We start from the raw sequence: 19,377 nt of genomic DNA on the forward strand, positions 1-19,377 counted from the left end.
TGAAGATGATCAAAAGCTTGAATATTTTGCAAAGTTACAAGACGAACCTAAGTTAAATAGTCAGTATGCTTTTTTAGATAAACGTATAGATTGGAATTAAAAATGAAAGTTATTTTAGATTTTATAAAAACTATTATTCCTCGAAAATATAATGTTAAAGATGCTTATGAACAAGAAAATATTCCCTTAACACAAGAGCATATACTTGTTATTCAAAATTTACATGTTGCATGGTTAAATATTGAAAATGGTGCTTTAGCGGTATATTTACCTCGTTTTGATGAAATATCTAAGATTTTAAAGAAATCTAAAAATTCTAATGAGCTAAAAAAAATCATGAGTGAAGCTTTATGTGCTTTTCCCACATGGTTTGCAGCTTCATCGTGTTTAGCTAATCGCTATGTTTATAAGGAAAATGAAGTATTTGATTTAACAGAACACCACATAGAACTGCTTAAACTACTTATATGGTGCGATATGAAGATCAATGATGGTCTTGTTGATTTTTTCTTTAAGGGGTATCCCTTACCTTTACCATACACTGATGGTAAGAGACCTTTTGGACAAAGGGTTAATTATAAAGATGATATTATTGAGCTTTTAGGTGAAAAAGTTGATGCTGAGTCTTTATTTAGAGAGCTAGATAAAGCACTTTATGTTTATTTAAGGAATGCTGTTTGGAATTAATCGAAAGAGGAAATAGACCAAGCGTTTTCATTTTTCTATACCAGTTGATTAGGTTGGTAAAAAAGTAAATTTTATGGATTTATTGATTAATCGTGTGCAACGTTCAAAAGCTAAGCATGGTTAGATAAACGTATAGATTGGAATTTAAAAAGCCCCTTTATATTTGAAGAGGCTATTCTTTAACACAATAAAATTACCTTTCATAGATTTACTTCATGGAATATAAAAACATGCCAATCAGTTAAGTGAATGTGAGGCAAATATAGTTTTGAGACTAAAACGTAGGTTTAACCACCACCAAAATAATCACAGCAAATAAAATTAATGTCGGCATCTCATTAAAAAACCGCCAAAACTTGTGTGATTTATAATGGGCGTTGCCAATCAGTTTTTTACGGTAATAACCACAAACAAAGTGGTAAATCACCAACAGACCAACCAAGCCAACTTTGAGATAAAACCATAATGCTTCATGGTAGTGGCGTGTGGCATCACCCCAATCCACTAAAAAATGAGCGGTAATCAATGTTGCAATCATCGATGGCCACATGATGCCACGATACAACTTACGTTCCATAATTTCGAAACGTTGATGACTGACTGTATCCTCACTCATTGCATGGTAAACGTATAAACGAGGGAGGTAGAACAATGCAGCAAACCAGCACACGACTGCTATGATATGTAAAGCTTTAACCCAAAGGAAAGCTTCAGAAGGAGCATCCATCAATTTACCCTTTTAAGGGCAGTGTGCGAAAACTTGATCATTCACAGTATAGATAAACCATGAATGATCAGAATTGCTTAAATTAGCCTTCCCATTTTTTGAAAATGAGACAAGCATTTACACCGCCAAAACCGAAACTGTTACTCATCACAGTATTCAATTTTGCGTCACGTTTTTCAAGTACGATGTCATAACCTTTTGCACCTTCATCAAGTTCAGTCACATTGATGTTTGGTGCGATAAAGTCGTTTTGCATCATCAATACAGAGTAAATTGCTTCTTGAACACCAGCAGCACCTAAGCTATGACCTGTCATAGATTTGGTTGAGCTGAGTGGAGGTACATTGCCTTCACCGAACGCACGTCCCATAGCCAATAATTCTGTTACATCACCAGCAGGAGTGGAAGTACCATGAGTATTGACATAGTCAATCTTGTCTACACCATGTTGTTTAGCTTCTTCAAGTGCCATAAGGATACAACGTGTTGCACCTTCACCTGATGGTGCAACCATATCCGCGCCGTCAGAGTTCGCCGCATAAGCAACAACTTCAGCAAGGATATTTGCACCACGAGCTTGGGCATGTTCAAGTGATTCAAGTACAACGAAACCACCACCGCCAGCGATAACAAAACCATCACGGTCAGCTGAGTATGGACGAGAAGCTGTTTCAGGCGTTTCATTGTATTTAGAACAAAGTGCGCCCATTGCATCAAACAATAAACTTTGTGACCAGTGATCTTCTTCACCACCACCGGCAAGCATTAAATCTTGTTTACCCAATTGGATCAGGTTGTAAGCATAACCAATGGCATCAGCAGAAGTTGCACAAGCGCTGGTAATGGAATGTGCAACACCTTGTAGTTTGAATGCAACACCGACATTGGCGGTGATTGTGTTTGACATATTGCGCGGTACAAAGAAAGGTCCGATTTTACGTGCACCTTTTTCTTCTAAGAGCTTAACCATTTCTGCGACAGAAGCAGTTGAGTTACCACCTGAGCCTCCTGCAATACCATAACGAGGATTACCACCGATTTGTTCAGGAGTTAAACCTGCATGTTCAACAGCTGCAAGCGCTGAATTATACGCATACATGGCACAAACACCCATAAAGCGTTTCAGCTTACGGTCAATACCATCAAAATCTTGTTCAGCTGCAGCACTGACATGACTTTTAAAATTAAGTTCTTCGTAGGTTGAATTATGACGTGTTCCTGAAATACCATTTTCCAAAGAATGCTTAACAGCTTCCAATGTATTACCGATACATGAGTTAATACCCATACCAGTGATCACAACACGACGGTTCATGCAAAGTCCTTTATTTTAGAATACAGAATGAATGGTCACATTTAAACGCGTTTAGTTTTTCAGTTCAATGGCGAAAGATACTGATTCTTAGGCGTCATTTACACGATTAACTCCAAGGATTAAATGTTGTTTAATTGATTGAAAATCCAAGATTTTATAGTGTGGTTTAGCGTTTTAATGAATCATGAGAATTTACATCAATTAGGCAAAACCATCCATAACAACAAGTCATTATAGATGGTTTTGATTGGTGGTTTCTTAAATCAACTTTAAAGAAATATGGCTTACCACGGAGTTTTCTTTTCCCACTCTGGATCAAAACCAGATGTTGCTGCAGCGACTTTTAAATAATCCGCGTAGCTTTCTGCCAGTAAAATAGGTGGGATCTCTTTGATTGGGAGTTCATTATTGTTCCAAGAGCGGCTGGCTTTTTTACTAAATGCCAATTCATATAGCACTGCTGGAATGTTCTCTTCAGGAACATAACTGCCACTGAATGTAATTTCGACATCGATTCCCAGTTGTTTATAAGGCTTGGTATATCGGTCAAATGAGCCACCATCTTCAATGCTGGCACGCTGATATCCCAACTTGGTCACTACACCACGCAAGGTAAATGTATCGGTTAGCCAACCTTTATGATCACTGATCTCTGTGACATTATCATCTTCAAATTGAGGCAAATGATGAGTCATTTGTTCAAATAAAAACTTCACTTTATAGTCTTTGAAGTGTGCAATCCAAGCTTGGGCTTCTTCTTTACCAACTAAAACCGCATGTGAAATTTGAATCTTACTGTCAGGACTGAGTTCAATTTCATCATCGTCCAAATTCAACAGTGCACCGTCATCACTTGGTCTAAAACTGACTTTATCACCGTTGCTTTTAATTTCAAGCCAAGTCAGACGTTGAATCAAGCGACGCATAATTGGATGTTCAAAGATGTATTCTTGCCATTCAGCAACATTCCACTGACGTTCACTGCACATCGCCTCATACAAACGACCTGTTTGCATATCAACCACTTGTTTAAATTCTTTTTTACTGGTGCTGAACAGTGATTTAGCCTCTTTGATTAGGCTTTCATCATCATTTTGCCGTGCAGCAGGTAAGGCTTTAACTTCTTTTCCTTCTTCATTCTTTAAAATGAATTTGTCTTTATCATCCACAATGGCGGTAAAGTTACGTGAGCCATATTGTAGTTGTAATACACCATTTTCGTCTAAGCCGGCAGTTGGAATGGTGCGATCAGCAAGTTCATCGCTGGTCCATTGATTGCGTTCTGCGATCTCGGCGACTAAAGCATTCGCAAGGGTTTGTACTGAAGCAGTACGATAACGGCGAGAAAGTGCAAGCAATAGCTGGATAATCAAAGGATCATTGCTGATGGACAATGCACTGATCATCGCTTCAATTTGCGAGCGACGCGGGTAGTGCTGTTTCATATAGTTTTGGAGTTGTTTGACCGCAAAACTTCCTTGCGCATTAGCGGTGAGTGAAAGCATACCTTTACTCTTGATTGCAGAACCAAGATAGAGCCCTAAACGTTCGCGCTTAATTTCTTCAATCACCTCTTCTAAAGTGATGGTCGCGTATTTGGCATAATACTCAGGATATTTCTCACCGTAGCGTTTATAGGCATCGCGATAAGAGCTTAAGCGACTAGGCGCTTCTTTGGTTGCGTATTGTGTTGCCTCATCCAGCGGTGTTTGAAGCGTATCCTGATGAATAAAACTGTGTAATAAATGGTTTGCCAGTTGAACTTGGTCTTTTTCATCAACTAAGCCCATGTACCGCTGTAATAATTCATTGGCTTTTGGTTCTTTCAGTTTTTCAGCCAAAATTACCCACCATTTGATGATCTTAGGATCGACAGCTTTGCCATTTTTCCATTTCACTTTTGGCAGTGTTTCAAAATCAAACCAAGTAAAACTTGCCGATAGTTTTCCTTTGAGTCCATCTTCTGCTTCTTTGAGTAATACTTCTGGTTTGAGATAGGCGCTAATATCCTGCCCTAATTTTTCTAGTGCAGTTAATAGTGCAGCACGTACAATTTCTTTTTTCTCTTTTTTCAGTAAAGCGTTAAGTGGTTTGACTGCATCTTGATTTTGTAATCGTGCGAGCCATTCAATTGCTGTGATTCGAATCTCTTGTTTACCTGAGTCTAGCGCTTCAATCGCACGCTGATGGATATCAGGAAGGTGTTGTAAGGTTTCTTGAGCTTCATAACGCAGTCGTTTGTTTTCACCCAAGGCAAATTCCAATAAACGTGGAATAAATTGAGTTGGCAATGATGGGAAGCATTTCAACACAAAAATTGCATCAGATGGGGTAAAGCTTTGATATTCATTTTTTTCGAGTGATGGGGAAAGCCCTAAAGCTTCAGTTAAGTATTGTTGATTCTCAGCAAAGAATGGCCAAATTTTATCTGCGTCGTAAATATAATCCTGCAAACTTTCATAATAGGATGATGACGATAAAATACCTTTAGCAACTTTACGTTGTGGACTGAAAAATTTAGCTGCCTCTAAAGCTTGGACAATGTGACGCAACTCATATTGAGCATATTCCTCTGGACGTAGCATTTCAAATAAGTTTGGCCAATAGATCCAGTCTCGATTTCGTGTAGAAACAATTCGAGCAGCGTGGATTATCGAAAACTCAGGATATTTTTTATATTTGTTTTTATAGGTAATAATATTTTCAACATTGTGAAAATTTTTAAATGGTGCATCACCATTTAATTGATCCACAAGTGCCAATAAACTCTCTCGACTGATCTTCTTCAATTGTTTTAAATGGTCTTGTGCCCAATTGCGCTTGTAGTTGGCAGTTTTATTTTCTTCAATCTCATCAAGCGCATTTTGTTCAGCTTTTGCTAAAATTTGCTGATAATTTTCTAAAATAACCTCTGAAAAACTCTGTGGAATTTTTTGTTCGATAAAGGGCTTAAATTCAGGGGTTTCAATATTTTCTTGAAGTTGTGCACTGTCAACGGATCTTAAGCGTTGAATTGCCATTTGTAGGATTTGTTGTACGGACTTTTGCTTTTCTTGCTCAAAAGCTTGTTCTAAAACAGCAAGATTGTCTGCACCTAAACGCGCCAATAAATCTGCTGAAAAGCCACGTTCTTGGCTAGAACCTTCCAGTAAACTGTGCTGTAAATATTTTTGACTATCTTCAGCATTGAGATTGCTCAGCAAACTGGTTGCCTTGGTACGGATCGTTTTAGACTTACCTATCGCGAGTTTTACAATTAAGTCAGGTACCTGTTTGATTAGAGATGGTTGTTTAACAATATAATCTAAAAAATTTTCCTGTCCGATAATGCTTAGATTGGGAATAATGTTTTTTAATTGTTCTAGGCGTTCAATAATAAATTCTTTGGTGTCTTTTAAGAGCAATAATTTTTCTAATTTATTGGCATGGTAACTGTCTATATTTTGACGTTCAAATAAATAAGCTAACAGCTCTTGCCCTAAACCTTGCTGTTCATTTTCAAGTAAATCGACCAGTTTTTGTTGTGTCCAATTTTGCTTTAATAATTTATTTGGATCAGTTTCACTAAAATGCTGGCTATCAAAAGCAGTGATAAATGCATCTACGGTGAGGTAGATAAACCAAGAAGGTACCTTTTCATAAATATTGGTGAAATTTTTTTGCTTGGTGGCGGCTTCGAGCACTTTGGCAAAACGGGTAATTTGATCAGCATTTAATTCATCAAAAATCTCGCCATAATAACGACGGCGTAGTTTTAATGCTGCATCAGCAAGCTTATTTTGTTTTTTATCAAGTGCTTGACTATTTTGAGGCCAATACCAGCTATAAGTGCCAGGCTTGCCCAATAAAAGTAATGCTTTTTCATCGGTGTACTGTTGTAGTTTGATGAGAATTTCAGGGTTTTCACCTTCCAAAATAAATAAAACTACATGCTGATCAAGTTGTTCTTCAATGACAGCCAAAGGGCTAAAAATATGATAAAGCTTTTCTACTTTACTTTTGAGGTTCTCATTATATTTGTCAATATCTTCAGCTGTAGATGAGTTTGCCTGTTGTGCTTGAATGCTTTTATCTTCAGGCTTCGAAAACATAGACTCTATTTTTGAAAAAAGTTGATTTAACATATACATTCCTTTTGAGCAACTGCGTGTTGCTTTTCTATAGTCTTTAATACTTCGCTAGGTTGTTCAGCAAAATTATAGAAAAATATCATCAATTTAAATACCAGAACTAATTTATCACGACGTAACTTGTCCTTCTAAAACGATTCTTTGATTTAAACGTTGTAGTTGTAATAAAACATGTCGCCATTTTAAAAGTTGCGTTGCAAGAGCGTCTTGAGTAGAACCCATTTGTAATGTGTTGCGAATAAAACTTAAACCTAAGTCTGCAAATTGTTGGGCAAGCTCATTGAGTTTATCTTGATCATCACGATCAAATTGAGAACGACCTGTATTGGCATAAAACTCAAGCAATGTTTGTGTTTCTAAAACCAACACCTCTAAAGCAGACAGATGTTGTTGCTTTTGCCATTGTTTTTTCTGTTCCAGAAGCTTTTCAATTCGTCCTGTGATGAGTTCAGCCAAACTACTTTTCTTTTGTATTGGATGGTCATAGTCAAGACTAAAAATTTTTAATCCTTTGGAGGATTGCCAAATCACACTACATGGAATGAATTGCAGCTGTTGTTGTGTTGTTTCAACACGCACCAAGGTTGCAAGGATTTTTTCATTTTGGATAAGATGGGTAAGATGTTTAATTCGAACACGATATTCTGCTTCGATTGGAATCACTAATTTCAACGCAATGTCTTGTTGGTCTGTCACGCGATATTCAAAATATTGTTCAAGCTCGTTAAGTTCAGGTGCATTGATACTGCGATGGCGCAACAGAACATAACGTGATTTGAGTTGTTCTAGACTTGAATGTGGGACAAACATCTCTTGTAAAGTTTGCCATTCAGATACGCCGATATTCATCTGGTCTAAGTCAGAAATGGTCAGCTCATTGAACGAGCCTTTCTGTAAAAAACGGGTATCCGTGCTTGCACTGAGCTGAGTATCTGAACTTGATTTTGCATGGGTCAGTTCAAGTTGGTGTTGAAGTAAAAAGTTTAAAGAGCTTCCCCAAATTCCTGTGTTAGCTGCACTATGCATATCAAAAGTGCGGTCTAAATGATTGGCTCTAGCTTGAGTGACTTCTTTGAGTTGTTGTTCAGAAACATCCCAAAAGCAGACCGTTAAGCCATGTGCACCGCTTTCAGTACTCCACCATTCACAACCCAGTGGAATCAAATGTGCAATCGTTTCATTTTGATAATCACGTTGTATCACACCGCGAAGCTTGGCTAAAGCTTCTGTTTGAAACTCTGGGTTTAAAGACTCAATTTCTGAAAGTGCAGTCAAATAAGCATATAGATGTGCCAATTGATTATAAATCTGTTGTTCATCAACCTGTATATCGTCCTCTAAAAATTGGCGCATAGTGCCATGTAGTGTACGTAATAAACTGCCTAGGCGAGGAAGGTTTTGGGCGCGTGCCTGCATATTTAAAATATGCAGTGACATAACGTTTTCTTTGGCAAGATGAGATAAACCGTGTTGAATAAAGTTCTGACAAATTGTTTTAAGTTCTTCGATGAAGTCACGATCATCCAAAGCAAGTTGTTGGTTTGGATTGTTTTGTTGTTCGTTTAAGTCAATCGACCATTGCCATTTTTCTGGTGCATATTGCAAAAAGAAATAAGCGACGCATGCTAAATGCCCCGCAATTTTTTGTTTGTGATTGATTTCTGACAAGATGCCTTCAAATCCAGTTGCAGGGTAGAGTAGAACAGGATGAGGGCTTAAATCTGTTTGAAAAGAAATTTTATTGGTTTGAATGTCAATCTGACATTGTTCGGGTTGTGCTAACCAATTTTGAATAAATTCATAAGCTAAACGAATATTGGCTTTACCTGCCTGCTTTTGAATTTTGTTTGGATCAAAGTCCAAGAGTTGTTCTTTTGCAGATGCTGTGGCGTGCTCAGAGGTAACGGATGTATTGGAGCTTTGTTGCAGAGTTGTACTTTCAGTCGTATTTTCCAATACAAGCTGATTTGTTGAAAATTGAGCGACGTTTTCTTGAACCCATAAAATACTGCTTAAAATATGTTTGCAACAACCTTGAGCAGGGCAATTACATTGCGCCTGAGTGATTCCTTTTATCGGTAATAGAACCTCACATTCTTCAACTTTAAAAAGTAGTTGTTCATCACTGTGTTGAAGTAATTCAACGTCATTGAGCGCTTTTCGTGCTCGTCTTAATAAGCCTGCATTACTGTGCATGATCAGACTATCTTCATCATATTGCGTGTATATCTGCCAACTCATTGCATTACCTCTGCAAACCAAGTCGCTAAATGTTCAGGTGTCATTGCGGCGATTTGCATACCGCGCTCTTGTAGTTTTTGTGCCATATTACTGTCATAAACAGGATTGGCAGCTTGATCGAGTGCAGCAAGTCCAAGTAATTTACAGCCTTGTTGGTTGAGTTGGTTGGTGGTATTCAACATCTGTTGAACAGAAGCACCTTCTTCAAAATCGCTGATCAAAACTAAGATACTGCGATGAGGCTGTTTAATTTTCTTTTGACAGTATTGTAATGCCTGCCCAATATTTGTTCCGCCTCCGAGTTGTATGGTGAGCAGAACTTCAACAGGGTCATGCGCCAAATGACTGAGATCAACAATTTGAGTATCAAACAGTACCAGACTGATGTTTACTGCAGGCAGTGCAGCTAAAATACTGGCACAAATCGCAGCATACATGATCGAGTCCATCATTGAACCACTTTGATCTACGCAGAGGACAATTTCCCATGGCAAGTGCTTTTGGACACGTGCATTAAAATAAGGGGTCTGAATGATCAGTTTTTGCAAATCAGGCTGATAGTTTTTGAGATTGGATTGAATGGTGCGTTTCCAGTCAAAATTCTGTGCTTGTTTTAGCTGCGAACGTTTAAAACGATTACGACGACCTTGTAATGCTTGTAGAAATTGAGTTCGAATTTTTTGAAGTAATTCTTCAACCACCTTTTGAATCAGCTCTCGAATCGCTTCTTTCATCTCATTGTTTAAACGACCACGCATACTCAGTAAGGCTTTGGCTACAGCTGGATTGGGTTCAAGTTGTCGCACATGTTCAGGATTTTTAAATAACTCGGTTAATTCATAACGTTCAATCGCTTGTTTTTGCATGCGTTCAAAAGTCGATTTTGGGAAAAGTTTGCGACTTTGATTCAGCCAATTAATTGCATTTAATTGGGATGCTTCTAAACCACCATGACGGTTTTTTCCCTGTTGAATGCCTCGACGTTTATATTCATTTTGATAGAGATAATCGAGATTGCGTTCAAGCTTCAATTGCTCGCCAGAGAGCGTAGCAGCAGATAAATTTTGATCCGCGTAACGACCCAACATCAGACGCCAGCGACGGGCTTGATCCATTGCATCAAGCGAAACATGGCTGTCTGAGTTGTCATGTTGATTTTGTTCAGGAGGCAATTGGCTCATGAGTTTGCTCCTTGTTGTTCAGACAAGTGTTGTTTTGAGTTTGCTACCCAGTGTTCTAAATGGTCATATGCAAATATTTTATAAAGTTGCTGATTCAGTTGAACGCCTTGTAATACATCTTGCTCACTGATATGACTCAATACCTGATCCAGAATGGTGTCATTTCCAAGCCCTGTGATTTGGGCGATAAGTTTAGACACTTGTGTACTTTGTTTAGGCGTGAGTTGACTAAAGATATAACGTAAATCAGGCAAAATCTGAATAAAGGTATCTTCAGTCCAATGGCTGACCAATTGATGTAATGCATCAATTGCTACTTTTGATTGTACAAAGATTTCTGGTGCAATAAAAAACATGCCATGTAAATACTGCACCGAATCTTCAGGAGAACTGCCTGCGGCAAACGCCAGTTGTAAGTATTGTTGAAGCTGCTGTTGCTCGATTTGATGATCTAAAAACTGTAAAGTATGCAGTGCACCTTTCAATGCATTGAGATGGAATTCATCCAGTTTTGTTAGATCAATCTGTTCATACATCAAACTCAATAAATCGAAGTCTTGCGTTTTAAATACATGATGTTCAAGCTGCGTCTTCTGTTGTTGGATGTTTAAAATCAGTTCATGTAAACTTTTTAGGTTTTTCAGGTTTTGTTCAACTTTTTCTTCATGGGTATCATAAAGTTGATCAAGTAAAAAACAGGCTTGATAGACCGCAAAGCTTAAACTTTTTAATAGCATTTGTTCTGGAAGCTTGAGTAGTTTGCGACCATGCCATAAATAGTAGAGTTGTTGTGCTGCGCCAATTACTGAAGCCAAGTTTTGATCGCTTTCAAGATATCCATCGAGTTGCTGATTCAACAGTTTTAAATGCTGTTTCAATCCCAAACGGCAGGCGAGAGCCAATAACTTAGCAGTTTCAAATGCAGATTGCCCCATACCCTGTTGTTCATTTTCTTGCTGCAACTTGCGCATTTTAATCAAAGCAATCTGTTCAAGCTGATTGCCCATTTCAGCCAGTTCAATTAAGCGTGCCTCAACACTAGGGGTCCATGCATAACGCCATTCCTCGAATAGAAGGTCCAAGCTTGCCCCTTGCACAAAATCAGGTCCTGAAATACGTTGTGCAAAATTACAGCCGACAAATTCCAATAAATGTAAGTATTGACTGATTTCTTGATGCAATGGTTTACGATAAATATCCAGTTTTCGATGACGTAAAATAGTGTCATTGAGATTAAAACGGTAAGTCTTAATTTGTTGATAGGTATTTTGAAGTAAGGCTGGACTATGTTGATTCTGTGCAACTTTACCAAGTCGTTGTCCACTTAAAAATTGAAAGATATGGGTAAATAAGTGTTGTTGCCCATCATCCATTTCACCTTTGATCAGTGCAGATTGTAATGCATCGAGTAGATCATAACGGCTAGGTTGATTGTGTCCGCGCAGTACCGCCAATTGCCATGCGATTTCCGCAGTATTTTTAAGTGCAATATATGGGGTGATATCAAGCGCATTTTGTTGATTTAAAAAATGGCACAATTCATTTAAATACTGAAAAAAAACTTGTTGTTGATCTGCTGGTGTTGGGGTGTTTTGAGTATTTAAGTTTTGCCAGTGGTGTTGATAGTAGGCTGGTGATGGCATTCCAGAAGCATAACCATTCAGAGCATCAAGACGATCAAAACTATAACGAATCAGCCATGCTTGTTCTTGCCACTTTTGAGTTGAGTCTTGAACAATAAAGCGTTCAGCCTGAGCGGTATCACTCAAATTTTCAATTAAGGCAATACTATGGAACCCGCCTGTCACCACTAAAACTTTGTGTTCGGGGTCCATCACCTTTTGGATACAATTCCACATCACGTCTTCACGGTGTAAAGAGGCTTCTCGTAAAAGTACCTCTCGTTCATAATCCAAACGCGCCAATGAGCACCACACAAACACATCATCAAAAAAACGTTGCGCCTGTTGTAGTTGACTGACGTTTTGTAGTTCAAATAAATGATCCCATAGTTCGTCATGATTTCGACAATGCATGCTTTCAGCAAGTTTTTGAATATATTGGCTATGTGCAAAATATCGTTCAGACATCAAACTTTTTTGTTGCCAGTCAGCATCCTTTTGCTGACTTTTTAAAATGCTTTGCTGAGTCCAATCCAAGTCAATAAACTTAACTTCTGCATGTTGTTGTTTTGCCGCTTGAATCGCCACCCATTCTGGTGAATATTCACAAAAGGGGAAATAGGCAGAAAAAAACTCAGGTTGAGATTGATTGGCTTGATGTTGTTCATCCTGTTGTGCGCGAGACGGGGAACCGTTGTGATGAGATTGTGCTTGCGCGAAGATCGCAATCGGAGGTTCGGTGGCTTGGTCTTGTAAGCTTTGGATCAAGAACTCAAAACTGGTTGGCGCTTCAATCAATATATGTGTGGGTTTGATTTCATTGATGTACTGTTTTAAAGCAAAAGCACAGGCTGGACTATGATGGCGAATAGGTGCAAAGAATACATTTTGCTGTGCCAATTGTTGTTTAAGGTGAAATGCTTGTTTTAATCGAGCGGGCATTTCATCAATGACTGTGATTGGGTCCAGTAGTTGCATCATTAAAACTCTCGACTGGCGTCATAAAAACTTTTCCAATCGGCATCTTTACGTGCCCGTTCTTTTACTACTGTGTCCAGATAATAACGCAAGCGTTTGGCATCATCTGGATTATCTTTAAAGACAACCCCAACCAATTGTTGTGCAATATGCTCTGCTTTTAAAATACCGTCACTCAGATAGATGGCTTGAAGTCCTGCGGCATGGGCGATATTTACAGCTTCGGCTGTAGACATGACCGCATCTGGTGTTTTCAAGCTTGCACCTTGTAGACTTTGCCCTGTTCTTAATTCATTGAAAATAGTGACTAATAGCTCAATGATTTGTGGGCGTATTTGAATTTCTTGATAAAGTTCTGCAAGCTGCTGTTTCAGCTGCAATCCAACCAGCTCAATTTCAAACTTTCGGTCACGAATCGCTTTGACGGTTTCAAAATTAAAGCGGCGCTTTAATGCGGCTGACATCTCATGTACACCACGATCACGTAAGTTGGCTGTGGCAATGATATTAAAACCCTGAGTTGCAGCTAAGTTAAAATCTTGCCCCATTTCTGGAATCATCATTTGTTTTTCTGAAAGTAATGACACCAAAACATCTTGAATTTCTGGTGGGCAACGGGTGATTTCTTCAAACCGTGCAATTTGACCATTTTTCATGGCGTGAAATAAGGGGGATGGAATCAGTGATTTTTCAGTAGGACCTTCTGACAATAGCAGGGCATAGTTCCATGAGTATTTAATGTGGTCTTCAGTTGTACCCGCAGTTCCTTGTATGGTGAGATGAGAGTTTCCAGAGATGGCTGCACTGAACAACTCTGAAAGCATGGATTTAGCCGTCCCCGGTTCACCTACCAGCATCAGCCCTTGATTTCCCATCAATGTGACTAAGGCACGGTCAACAAGTGCATCATCGCCATAAAACTTTTTTTGAATATCAAGTTTGTGATCACCTAAAATAAATGAACGAACCGCATACGCTGAAAGTTGCCAACCTGCTGGTTTTCTGTTTTGATCCTGTTCTTTTAAACGCTCAAGTTCTGCTTGATATTTTTGTTCTGAACTGTATTTAATTTGACTCTGTAAATTCTGTTTCATAATCATTGAGTAAATATATTTGAAGGAATAAAACTATCATAACTGGCAAAAGCCAAGATCACCACCCGTTCAATTGTTGTTCGCGACAAATTGTGACATCTATTTGTTAATCTTATTGTTTATAAGAAAATATATTGATTTATCGCCATCGAGTAGCGTTCAGATTGTTTATAATTGTATCGTATACTGATCTGTACTGAAATTTTATGAAATAGTAATTGTATTGGTGAATGATTCGGTACATTAATGTACAGGGGGTGTTGCTGATTCCATCGTAGATGATTTGTCAGCAGACTCAGGGTATATGTCTTAGTATTAGTAATATAAACATAGTTACAGAGGATGCAGATGGTAAATTCCAATAAAAAACATTCAAGCGGACTTATTTCAAATGCTTTTGGTGTAGCAAAAAAACTCAGTGAAACGGGTTTAAATGTGCTTCAGCATGTCGCGCCAGGAACAGTCAGTAAGCTTACACAAAGCCCTCAAGCAGACTCAGTTGTTCAAGGTACAGCCCAAGAAAAAAATGCTTTTGAGCGAAAAAAATATGAAAATCCTCAGCAAATGATGCGTGAACATTTACCCAATGTAACTGGTAAACTGTTGGGAAAACATTCAAAAAAAATCAATCATGTTGCTTCATTTATTTCCCCAGACTTAAATGAAAAACTGTCAGATTTCCTTTTCGATAAACTCAATGATTTTGTCTCTGAGTTGACCTCTGTTGAGTCCGTATTAAAAGAGGTTGGTGCAAAAAATCTAGCAGAACTTAGTCAAGATACTGAACGTTCACGACGGATCAGTACTGCATTAGCGAATCAAAATAAGATTATTGCCGCAATTCAGGGTACATTGACAGGTGCGGTTGGAGGCGTTGGTGCGATTATTGATGTACCAACTTCCTTGGCTCTGGCGCTACGAAGTGTTTACCATACTGGGCGAGCATATGGTTTTGAGTTACAGGCTAAAGACCATACCGTTGTAGAATATATTTTTAAACAGATTGACCTTGGGACTGTCGCTGAAAAGCAGGCATTAATTGCGGCAATTCGAACATTTGCGGGTGTTTTGCAAACCCATAATGTCAATCAGCTCCAGCAATTATTAGGTTCAGCAAATGATGCTGAACTGTTAAAAAAATGGATTGCCAATGAAGATGGTTCATTTAAATTATCATGGATGAATAATCTTCCACAGTTTAATCTGTTGACGCGTTTAACACCTTTAGCCACGATGGGAATCAGCGCTGTATATAGTTGGAAATTGGTGGATGATGCCACAGCGCAAGCTCAAATCGTTTTTTCAGGAGCACGTCAATATTTGCTTCAGCACCCTGATCAAACAATCGATACTTTAGAGGCTTATGAGCAGTTTACTCAGTTGCTGTCTGATGCCAATCCATTACTTTTAGCGGATTCATCGCAAAAGAGTAATCCAGAGAAAACAGACACACAAATTGAGAACAAAACCATTACTCAATTTGAAGTGAAAGAAAAACCCAATGAGAAAGATGTTGCTTCAAATCCTGTAGAAAAAGTTGAGCAGGGTATTCAGAAATTAGCTGATACGCATATTGGAAAAAACACGTCTGAACAGTTGGATGAAAAATCGATCCCGGCAAAACCTCGCCGCAATGTACAGAAAAAGCCAGCTACAGCTACTTCAACTTCTGCGGTAAAGGCAACAACAGCCGCAAAAACTGTAACAAAAAAACGTACACCAGCCAAACCGAAAGTTAATGCTGAAAATACAGTAAAAGGCACTGAAAAAAACGCAGAAGCTACTGATAAAAAATCAGAAAATAAGCCGGAATAAGTTTGCTTGGTTTTATCTGCAAAGTTCGAAATGGTCAATATTTGACAGTACGTTGAATATTGACCATTTTTACATCTTGGCTTACAATTGCATGCCCTCAAAAAGTGGTAATTTTTTGAGGCTTTTTATTAACGGGAGAATTGCCATATGGCAACAACAAATCAGTTGATCCGTAAGGGTCGTACAACTTTGGTTGAAAAATCAAAAGTTCCTGCGTTGAAGGCTTGTCCACAACGTCGTGGTGTTTGTACACGTGTTTATACAACTACACCTAAAAAACCTAACTCAGCAATGCGTAAAGTTTGCCGTGTTCGCTTAACTTCAGGTTTTGAAGTTTCTAGCTATATCGGTGGTGAAGGTCATAACCTACAAGAGCACAGTGTTGTTCTTATCCGTGGTGGTCGTGTTAAAGACTTACCAGGTGTACGTTACCATACCGTTCGTGGTTCTTTGGACTGTGCTGGTGTTAAAGATCGTAACCAGTCTCGTTCAAAATACGGTACTAAACGTCCTAAGAAATAATCTTTCGAGATTCGCTTCTTAAGCCGATAGAACCACAATCCTTTATCGTCTCGCTTGTCTGATTTCTGCATTAATTTTGTGAAATTCAAGCGACGTGTAGTAAGGCCAGCGAATAGCACATGACACTTTGTGCTCATGCTGGATAAACCTGAAGTGTCATATTTATAGGTAGATTAAAATGCCAAGACGTCGCGTAGTTGCTGCTCGTGAAATCCTTCCGGATCCTAAGTTCAGTAGCCAAACAATCGCTAAATTCATGAACCACGTAATGCAAGATGGTAAAAAGTCTATTGCTGAAAGTATCGTTTACGGTGCTTTAGACCGCGTTCAAGAAAAAAACAAAGTTGACCCAGTTGAATTTTTTGAGACTACTCTTGAAAAAGTTCGTCCTATGGTCGAAGTAAAAGCACGCCGTGTTGGTGGTGCTACTTATCAAGTACCTATGGAAGTACGCCCATCCCGTCGTACTGCCTTGGCTATGCGTTGGTTAGTAGATGCTGCTGCTAAGCGTTCTGAAAAAACTATGGCGTTACGTCTTGCTGGTGAGTTGCTTGATGCAGCTGAAGGTAAAGGCGCAGCGATCAAAAAACGTGAAGATGTGCACCGTATGGCTGAAGCTAACAAAGCCTTCTCTCACTACCGCTTCTAAGCGGCTAAAACAGTCCCTTATCAGGAGAATACTCATGCGTATTGCAGCTCGATTTAACATCGCCCTCTACCAAAGTGGGGGATTTGCGGGTATTTAAGTTGCCCATTACGTATTGAGTATCCGTACGCATCAATGCTTTATTGATGCGTCCTGTTTTAAACAACAAAATTTAGGAATGCAAGAAATCATGGCTCGTCAAACCCCAATTTCTCGTTATCGTAACATTGGTATTTCTGCGCACATTGATGCTGGTAAAACCACGACTACAGAACGTATTTTGTTCTACACAGGTGTATCTCACAAAATTGGTGAAGTACATGATGGTGCAGCAACAATGGACTGGATGGAACAAGAGCAAGAACGTGGTATTACAATCACTTCAGCTGCTACGACTACATTCTGGTCAGGTATGAGTAAACAGTTCCCTGAACACCGTATCAACGTAATTGATACACCGGGACACGTAGACTTCACAATCGAAGTTGAACGTTCTATGCGTGTTCTTGACGGTGCTTGTATGGTTTACTGTGCTGTAGGTGGTGTACAACCTCAGTCTGAAACTGTATGGCGTCAAGCGAACAAGTACCAAGTACCTCGTTTAGCATTCGTGAACAAGATGGACCGTACAGGTGCAAACTTCTTCCGTGTTGTTGAACAAATGAAAACACGTCTTGGTGCACATCCTGTACCTATCGTTGTTCCAATCGGTGCTGAAGAAAACTTCCAAGGTGTTATCGACCTGATCGAAATGAAAGCGATCATTTGGGACGAAGCTTCTCAAGGTATGAAGTTCGAATACGGCGATATTCCAGCTGATCTTCAAGCGACTGCTGAAGAATGGCGTACAAACATGGTTGAAGCTGCTGCTGAAGCTTCTGAAGAGTTAATGGACAAATACCTTGAAAATGGTGATCTTGATAAAGAAGACATCGTTTCTGGTTTACGTGTTCAAACATTAGCTTGTCAAATTCAACCAATGCTTTGTGGTACAGCGTTCAAAAACAAAGGTGTTCAACGTATGTTGGATGCTGTAATTGAATTCTTGCCATCACCTACAGAAGTGAAAGCGATTGAAGGTGTACTTGACGATAAAGCTGAAACTAAAGCTGTTCGTGAAGCATCTGACGAAGCTCCATTCTCTGCGTTGGCGTTCAAAATCATGAACGACAAGTTCGTAGGTAACTTGACATTCGTACGTGTTTACTCTGGTGTTCTTAAACAAGGTGATTCTGTTTATAACCCAGTTAAATCTAAACGTGAACGTATTGGTCGTATCGTGCAAATGCACGCAAACGATCGTCAAGACGTTGAAGAAATCCGTGCGGGTGATATCGCTGCGTGTGTAGGTCTTAAAGACGTAACTACAGGTGATACACTTTGTGATGAGAAAAATGTCATCACACTTGAGCGTATGGAATTCCCTGAGCCAGTAATTGCACTTGCAGTTGAGCCAAAAACTAAAGCTGACCAAGAAAAAATGTCGATTGCTTTAGGTCGTTTGGCGAAAGAAGATCCATCGTTCCGTGTTCGCACTGACGAAGAATCTGGTCAAACAATTATTGCGGGTATGGGTGAGCTTCACCTTGACATCATCGTTGACCGTATGAAACGTGAATTCGGTGTTGAAGCGAACATTGGTAAACCAATGGTTGCTTACCGTGAGACAATCAAAAAGTCTGTTGAACAAGAAGGTAAATTCGTTCGTCAAACTGGTGGTAAAGGTAAGTTCGGTCACGTATACGTACGTTTAGAACCGCTTGATCCTGAAGCTGGTAAAGAATACGAATTTGCTGAAGAAGTTGTTGGTGGTGTTGTACCTAAAGAATTCTTCGGTGCAGTTGACAAAGGTATTCAAGAACGTATGAAGAATGGTGTCTTGGCTGGTTACCCTGTTGTGGGTATCAAAGCGACATTATTTGACGGTTCTTACCACGATGTCGACTCTGACGAATTATCGTTCAAAATGGCAGGTTCTTACGCATTCCGTGATGGTTTCATGAAAGCAGATCCGATCTTGCTTGAACCGATCATGAAAGTTGAAGTAGAAACTCCAGAAGACTACATGGGCGATATCATGGGTGACTTAAACCGTCGTCGTGGTATGGTTCAAGGTATGGATGACTTACCTGGCGGTACTAAAGCAATTCGTGCTGAAGTTCCACTTGCTGAGATGTTTGGTTACGCGACTCAAATGCGTTCTATGTCTCAAGGTCGTGCGACATACTCTATGGAATTTGCTAAATATGCTGAAACTCCACGTAACGTGGCTGAAGGCATCATTTCTAAATTCCAGTCTGGCGGTAAAAAAGGTGACGACGAGTAATCTTTCGATTACTATAAGCCCAAACTAATTCATAGTTAAAAACCAAGTGCTCATGCAGTGACCCTGCATGAGTAGTTAAAAAAGGAAGCTCTC

At 39.2% G+C, this 19,377-nt stretch carries 12 protein-coding genes; 5 read left to right on the forward strand and 7 right to left on the reverse strand.

Annotated features, from left to right (window positions below; translation table 11 throughout):
- Window positions 1-102: 102 nt before the first annotated feature.
- The gene (locus AC1Z3T_RS20535; RefSeq protein WP_009586191.1) at window positions 103-687 is read left to right on the forward strand and encodes a hypothetical protein; all 585 of its coding nucleotides are present in this window, start codon (window positions 103-105) and stop codon (window positions 685-687) included.
- Window positions 688-961: 274 nt separating this feature from the next.
- On the opposite strand, the gene AC1Z3T_RS20540 is transcribed toward AC1Z3T_RS20535, so the two are convergent.
- The 7 genes from AC1Z3T_RS20540 to AC1Z3T_RS20570 all read right to left on the reverse strand — a co-directional run bounded on the left by AC1Z3T_RS20540 (window position 962) and on the right by AC1Z3T_RS20570 (window position 13,975).
- Window positions 962-1,414 (reverse strand): CopD family protein, encoded by a 453-nt coding sequence (locus AC1Z3T_RS20540; protein WP_004830008.1) that lies wholly within the window; start codon window positions 1,412-1,414, stop codon window positions 962-964.
- A gap of 82 nt (window positions 1,415-1,496) precedes the next feature.
- Window positions 1,497-2,729, reverse strand: coding sequence for a beta-ketoacyl synthase N-terminal-like domain-containing protein (locus tag AC1Z3T_RS20545; RefSeq protein WP_009586190.1), 1,233 nt, complete (start codon window positions 2,727-2,729; stop codon window positions 1,497-1,499).
- A 284-nt stretch (window positions 2,730-3,013) separates the two neighbouring features.
- Window positions 3,014-6,853, reverse strand: coding sequence for a DUF4132 domain-containing protein (locus AC1Z3T_RS20550; protein ID WP_100885877.1), 3,840 nt, complete (start codon window positions 6,851-6,853; stop codon window positions 3,014-3,016).
- A 114-nt stretch (window positions 6,854-6,967) separates the two neighbouring features.
- Complete coding sequence (locus AC1Z3T_RS20555; RefSeq protein WP_151824632.1) at window positions 6,968-9,100, reverse strand: hypothetical protein; 2,133 nt, start codon at window positions 9,098-9,100, stop codon at window positions 6,968-6,970.
- Complete coding sequence (locus AC1Z3T_RS20560) at window positions 9,097-10,281, reverse strand: VWA domain-containing protein (protein ID WP_100885875.1); 1,185 nt, start codon at window positions 10,279-10,281, stop codon at window positions 9,097-9,099. The genes AC1Z3T_RS20555 and AC1Z3T_RS20560 overlap by 4 nt, the downstream gene beginning before the upstream one ends.
- Window positions 10,278-12,884 carry a DUF5682 family protein gene (locus AC1Z3T_RS20565; RefSeq protein ID WP_100885874.1) on the reverse strand — a complete coding sequence of 869 codons (2,607 nt, stop codon included), beginning with the start codon at window positions 12,882-12,884 and terminating at the stop codon, window positions 10,278-10,280. Before AC1Z3T_RS20565 ends, AC1Z3T_RS20560 begins: the two co-directional genes overlap by 4 nt.
- Complete coding sequence (locus tag AC1Z3T_RS20570; RefSeq protein ID WP_004829994.1) at window positions 12,884-13,975, reverse strand: ATP-binding protein; 1,092 nt, start codon at window positions 13,973-13,975, stop codon at window positions 12,884-12,886. Before AC1Z3T_RS20570 ends, AC1Z3T_RS20565 begins: the two co-directional genes overlap by 1 nt.
- Before the next feature lie 348 nt (window positions 13,976-14,323).
- Here AC1Z3T_RS20570 and AC1Z3T_RS20575 point away from each other — a divergent pair, with 348 nt between their 5' ends.
- The 4 genes from AC1Z3T_RS20575 to fusA all read left to right on the forward strand — a co-directional run bounded on the left by AC1Z3T_RS20575 (window position 14,324) and on the right by fusA (window position 19,284).
- Window positions 14,324-15,790 (forward strand): EcsC family protein, encoded by a 1,467-nt coding sequence (locus AC1Z3T_RS20575; protein WP_100885873.1) that lies wholly within the window; start codon window positions 14,324-14,326, stop codon window positions 15,788-15,790.
- A gap of 147 nt (window positions 15,791-15,937) precedes the next feature.
- Entirely contained in the window at window positions 15,938-16,312 is a 375-nt protein-coding gene (gene rpsL / locus AC1Z3T_RS20580) for a 30S ribosomal protein S12 (RefSeq protein WP_002050319.1), read from the forward strand.
- 178 nt (window positions 16,313-16,490) lie between these two features.
- A complete protein-coding gene (gene rpsG, locus AC1Z3T_RS20585) occupies window positions 16,491-16,961 on the forward strand; it encodes a 30S ribosomal protein S7 (protein ID WP_004655203.1) in 471 nt (156 codons plus the stop codon).
- A gap of 187 nt (window positions 16,962-17,148) precedes the next feature.
- The gene (gene fusA, locus AC1Z3T_RS20590; RefSeq protein ID WP_009586196.1) at window positions 17,149-19,284 is read left to right on the forward strand and encodes an elongation factor G; all 2,136 of its coding nucleotides are present in this window, start codon (window positions 17,149-17,151) and stop codon (window positions 19,282-19,284) included.
- Window positions 19,285-19,377 lie beyond the last annotated feature (93 nt).

Source organism: Acinetobacter sp. B-6 (assembly GCF_056930735.1).

Excerpts from the sequence above, each read along its gene's own strand:
- AC1Z3T_RS20560 (WP_100885875.1), bottom strand. The coding sequence starts at position 10,281 with ATGAGCCAATTGCCTCCTGAACAAAATCAACATGACAACTCAGACAGC.
- AC1Z3T_RS20550 (WP_100885877.1), bottom strand. The coding sequence starts at position 6,853 with ATGTTAAATCAACTTTTTTCAAAAATAGAGTCTATGTTTTCGAAGCCT.
- rpsG (WP_004655203.1), top strand. The coding sequence starts at position 16,491 with ATGCCAAGACGTCGCGTAGTTGCTGCTCGTGAAATCCTTCCGGATCCT.
- rpsL (WP_002050319.1), top strand. The coding sequence starts at position 15,938 with ATGGCAACAACAAATCAGTTGATCCGTAAGGGTCGTACAACTTTGGTT.
- AC1Z3T_RS20570 (WP_004829994.1), bottom strand. The coding sequence starts at position 13,975 with ATGAAACAGAATTTACAGAGTCAAATTAAATACAGTTCAGAACAAAAA.
- AC1Z3T_RS20575 (WP_100885873.1), top strand. The coding sequence starts at position 14,324 with ATGGTAAATTCCAATAAAAAACATTCAAGCGGACTTATTTCAAATGCT.
- AC1Z3T_RS20540 (WP_004830008.1), bottom strand. The coding sequence starts at position 1,414 with ATGGATGCTCCTTCTGAAGCTTTCCTTTGGGTTAAAGCTTTACATATC.
- AC1Z3T_RS20545 (WP_009586190.1), bottom strand. The coding sequence starts at position 2,729 with ATGAACCGTCGTGTTGTGATCACTGGTATGGGTATTAACTCATGTATC.
- AC1Z3T_RS20565 (WP_100885874.1), bottom strand. The coding sequence starts at position 12,884 with ATGATGCAACTACTGGACCCAATCACAGTCATTGATGAAATGCCCGCT.
- AC1Z3T_RS20535 (WP_009586191.1), top strand. The coding sequence starts at position 103 with ATGAAAGTTATTTTAGATTTTATAAAAACTATTATTCCTCGAAAATAT.
- AC1Z3T_RS20555 (WP_151824632.1), bottom strand. The coding sequence starts at position 9,100 with ATGAGTTGGCAGATATACACGCAATATGATGAAGATAGTCTGATCATG.
- fusA (WP_009586196.1), top strand. The coding sequence starts at position 17,149 with ATGGCTCGTCAAACCCCAATTTCTCGTTATCGTAACATTGGTATTTCT.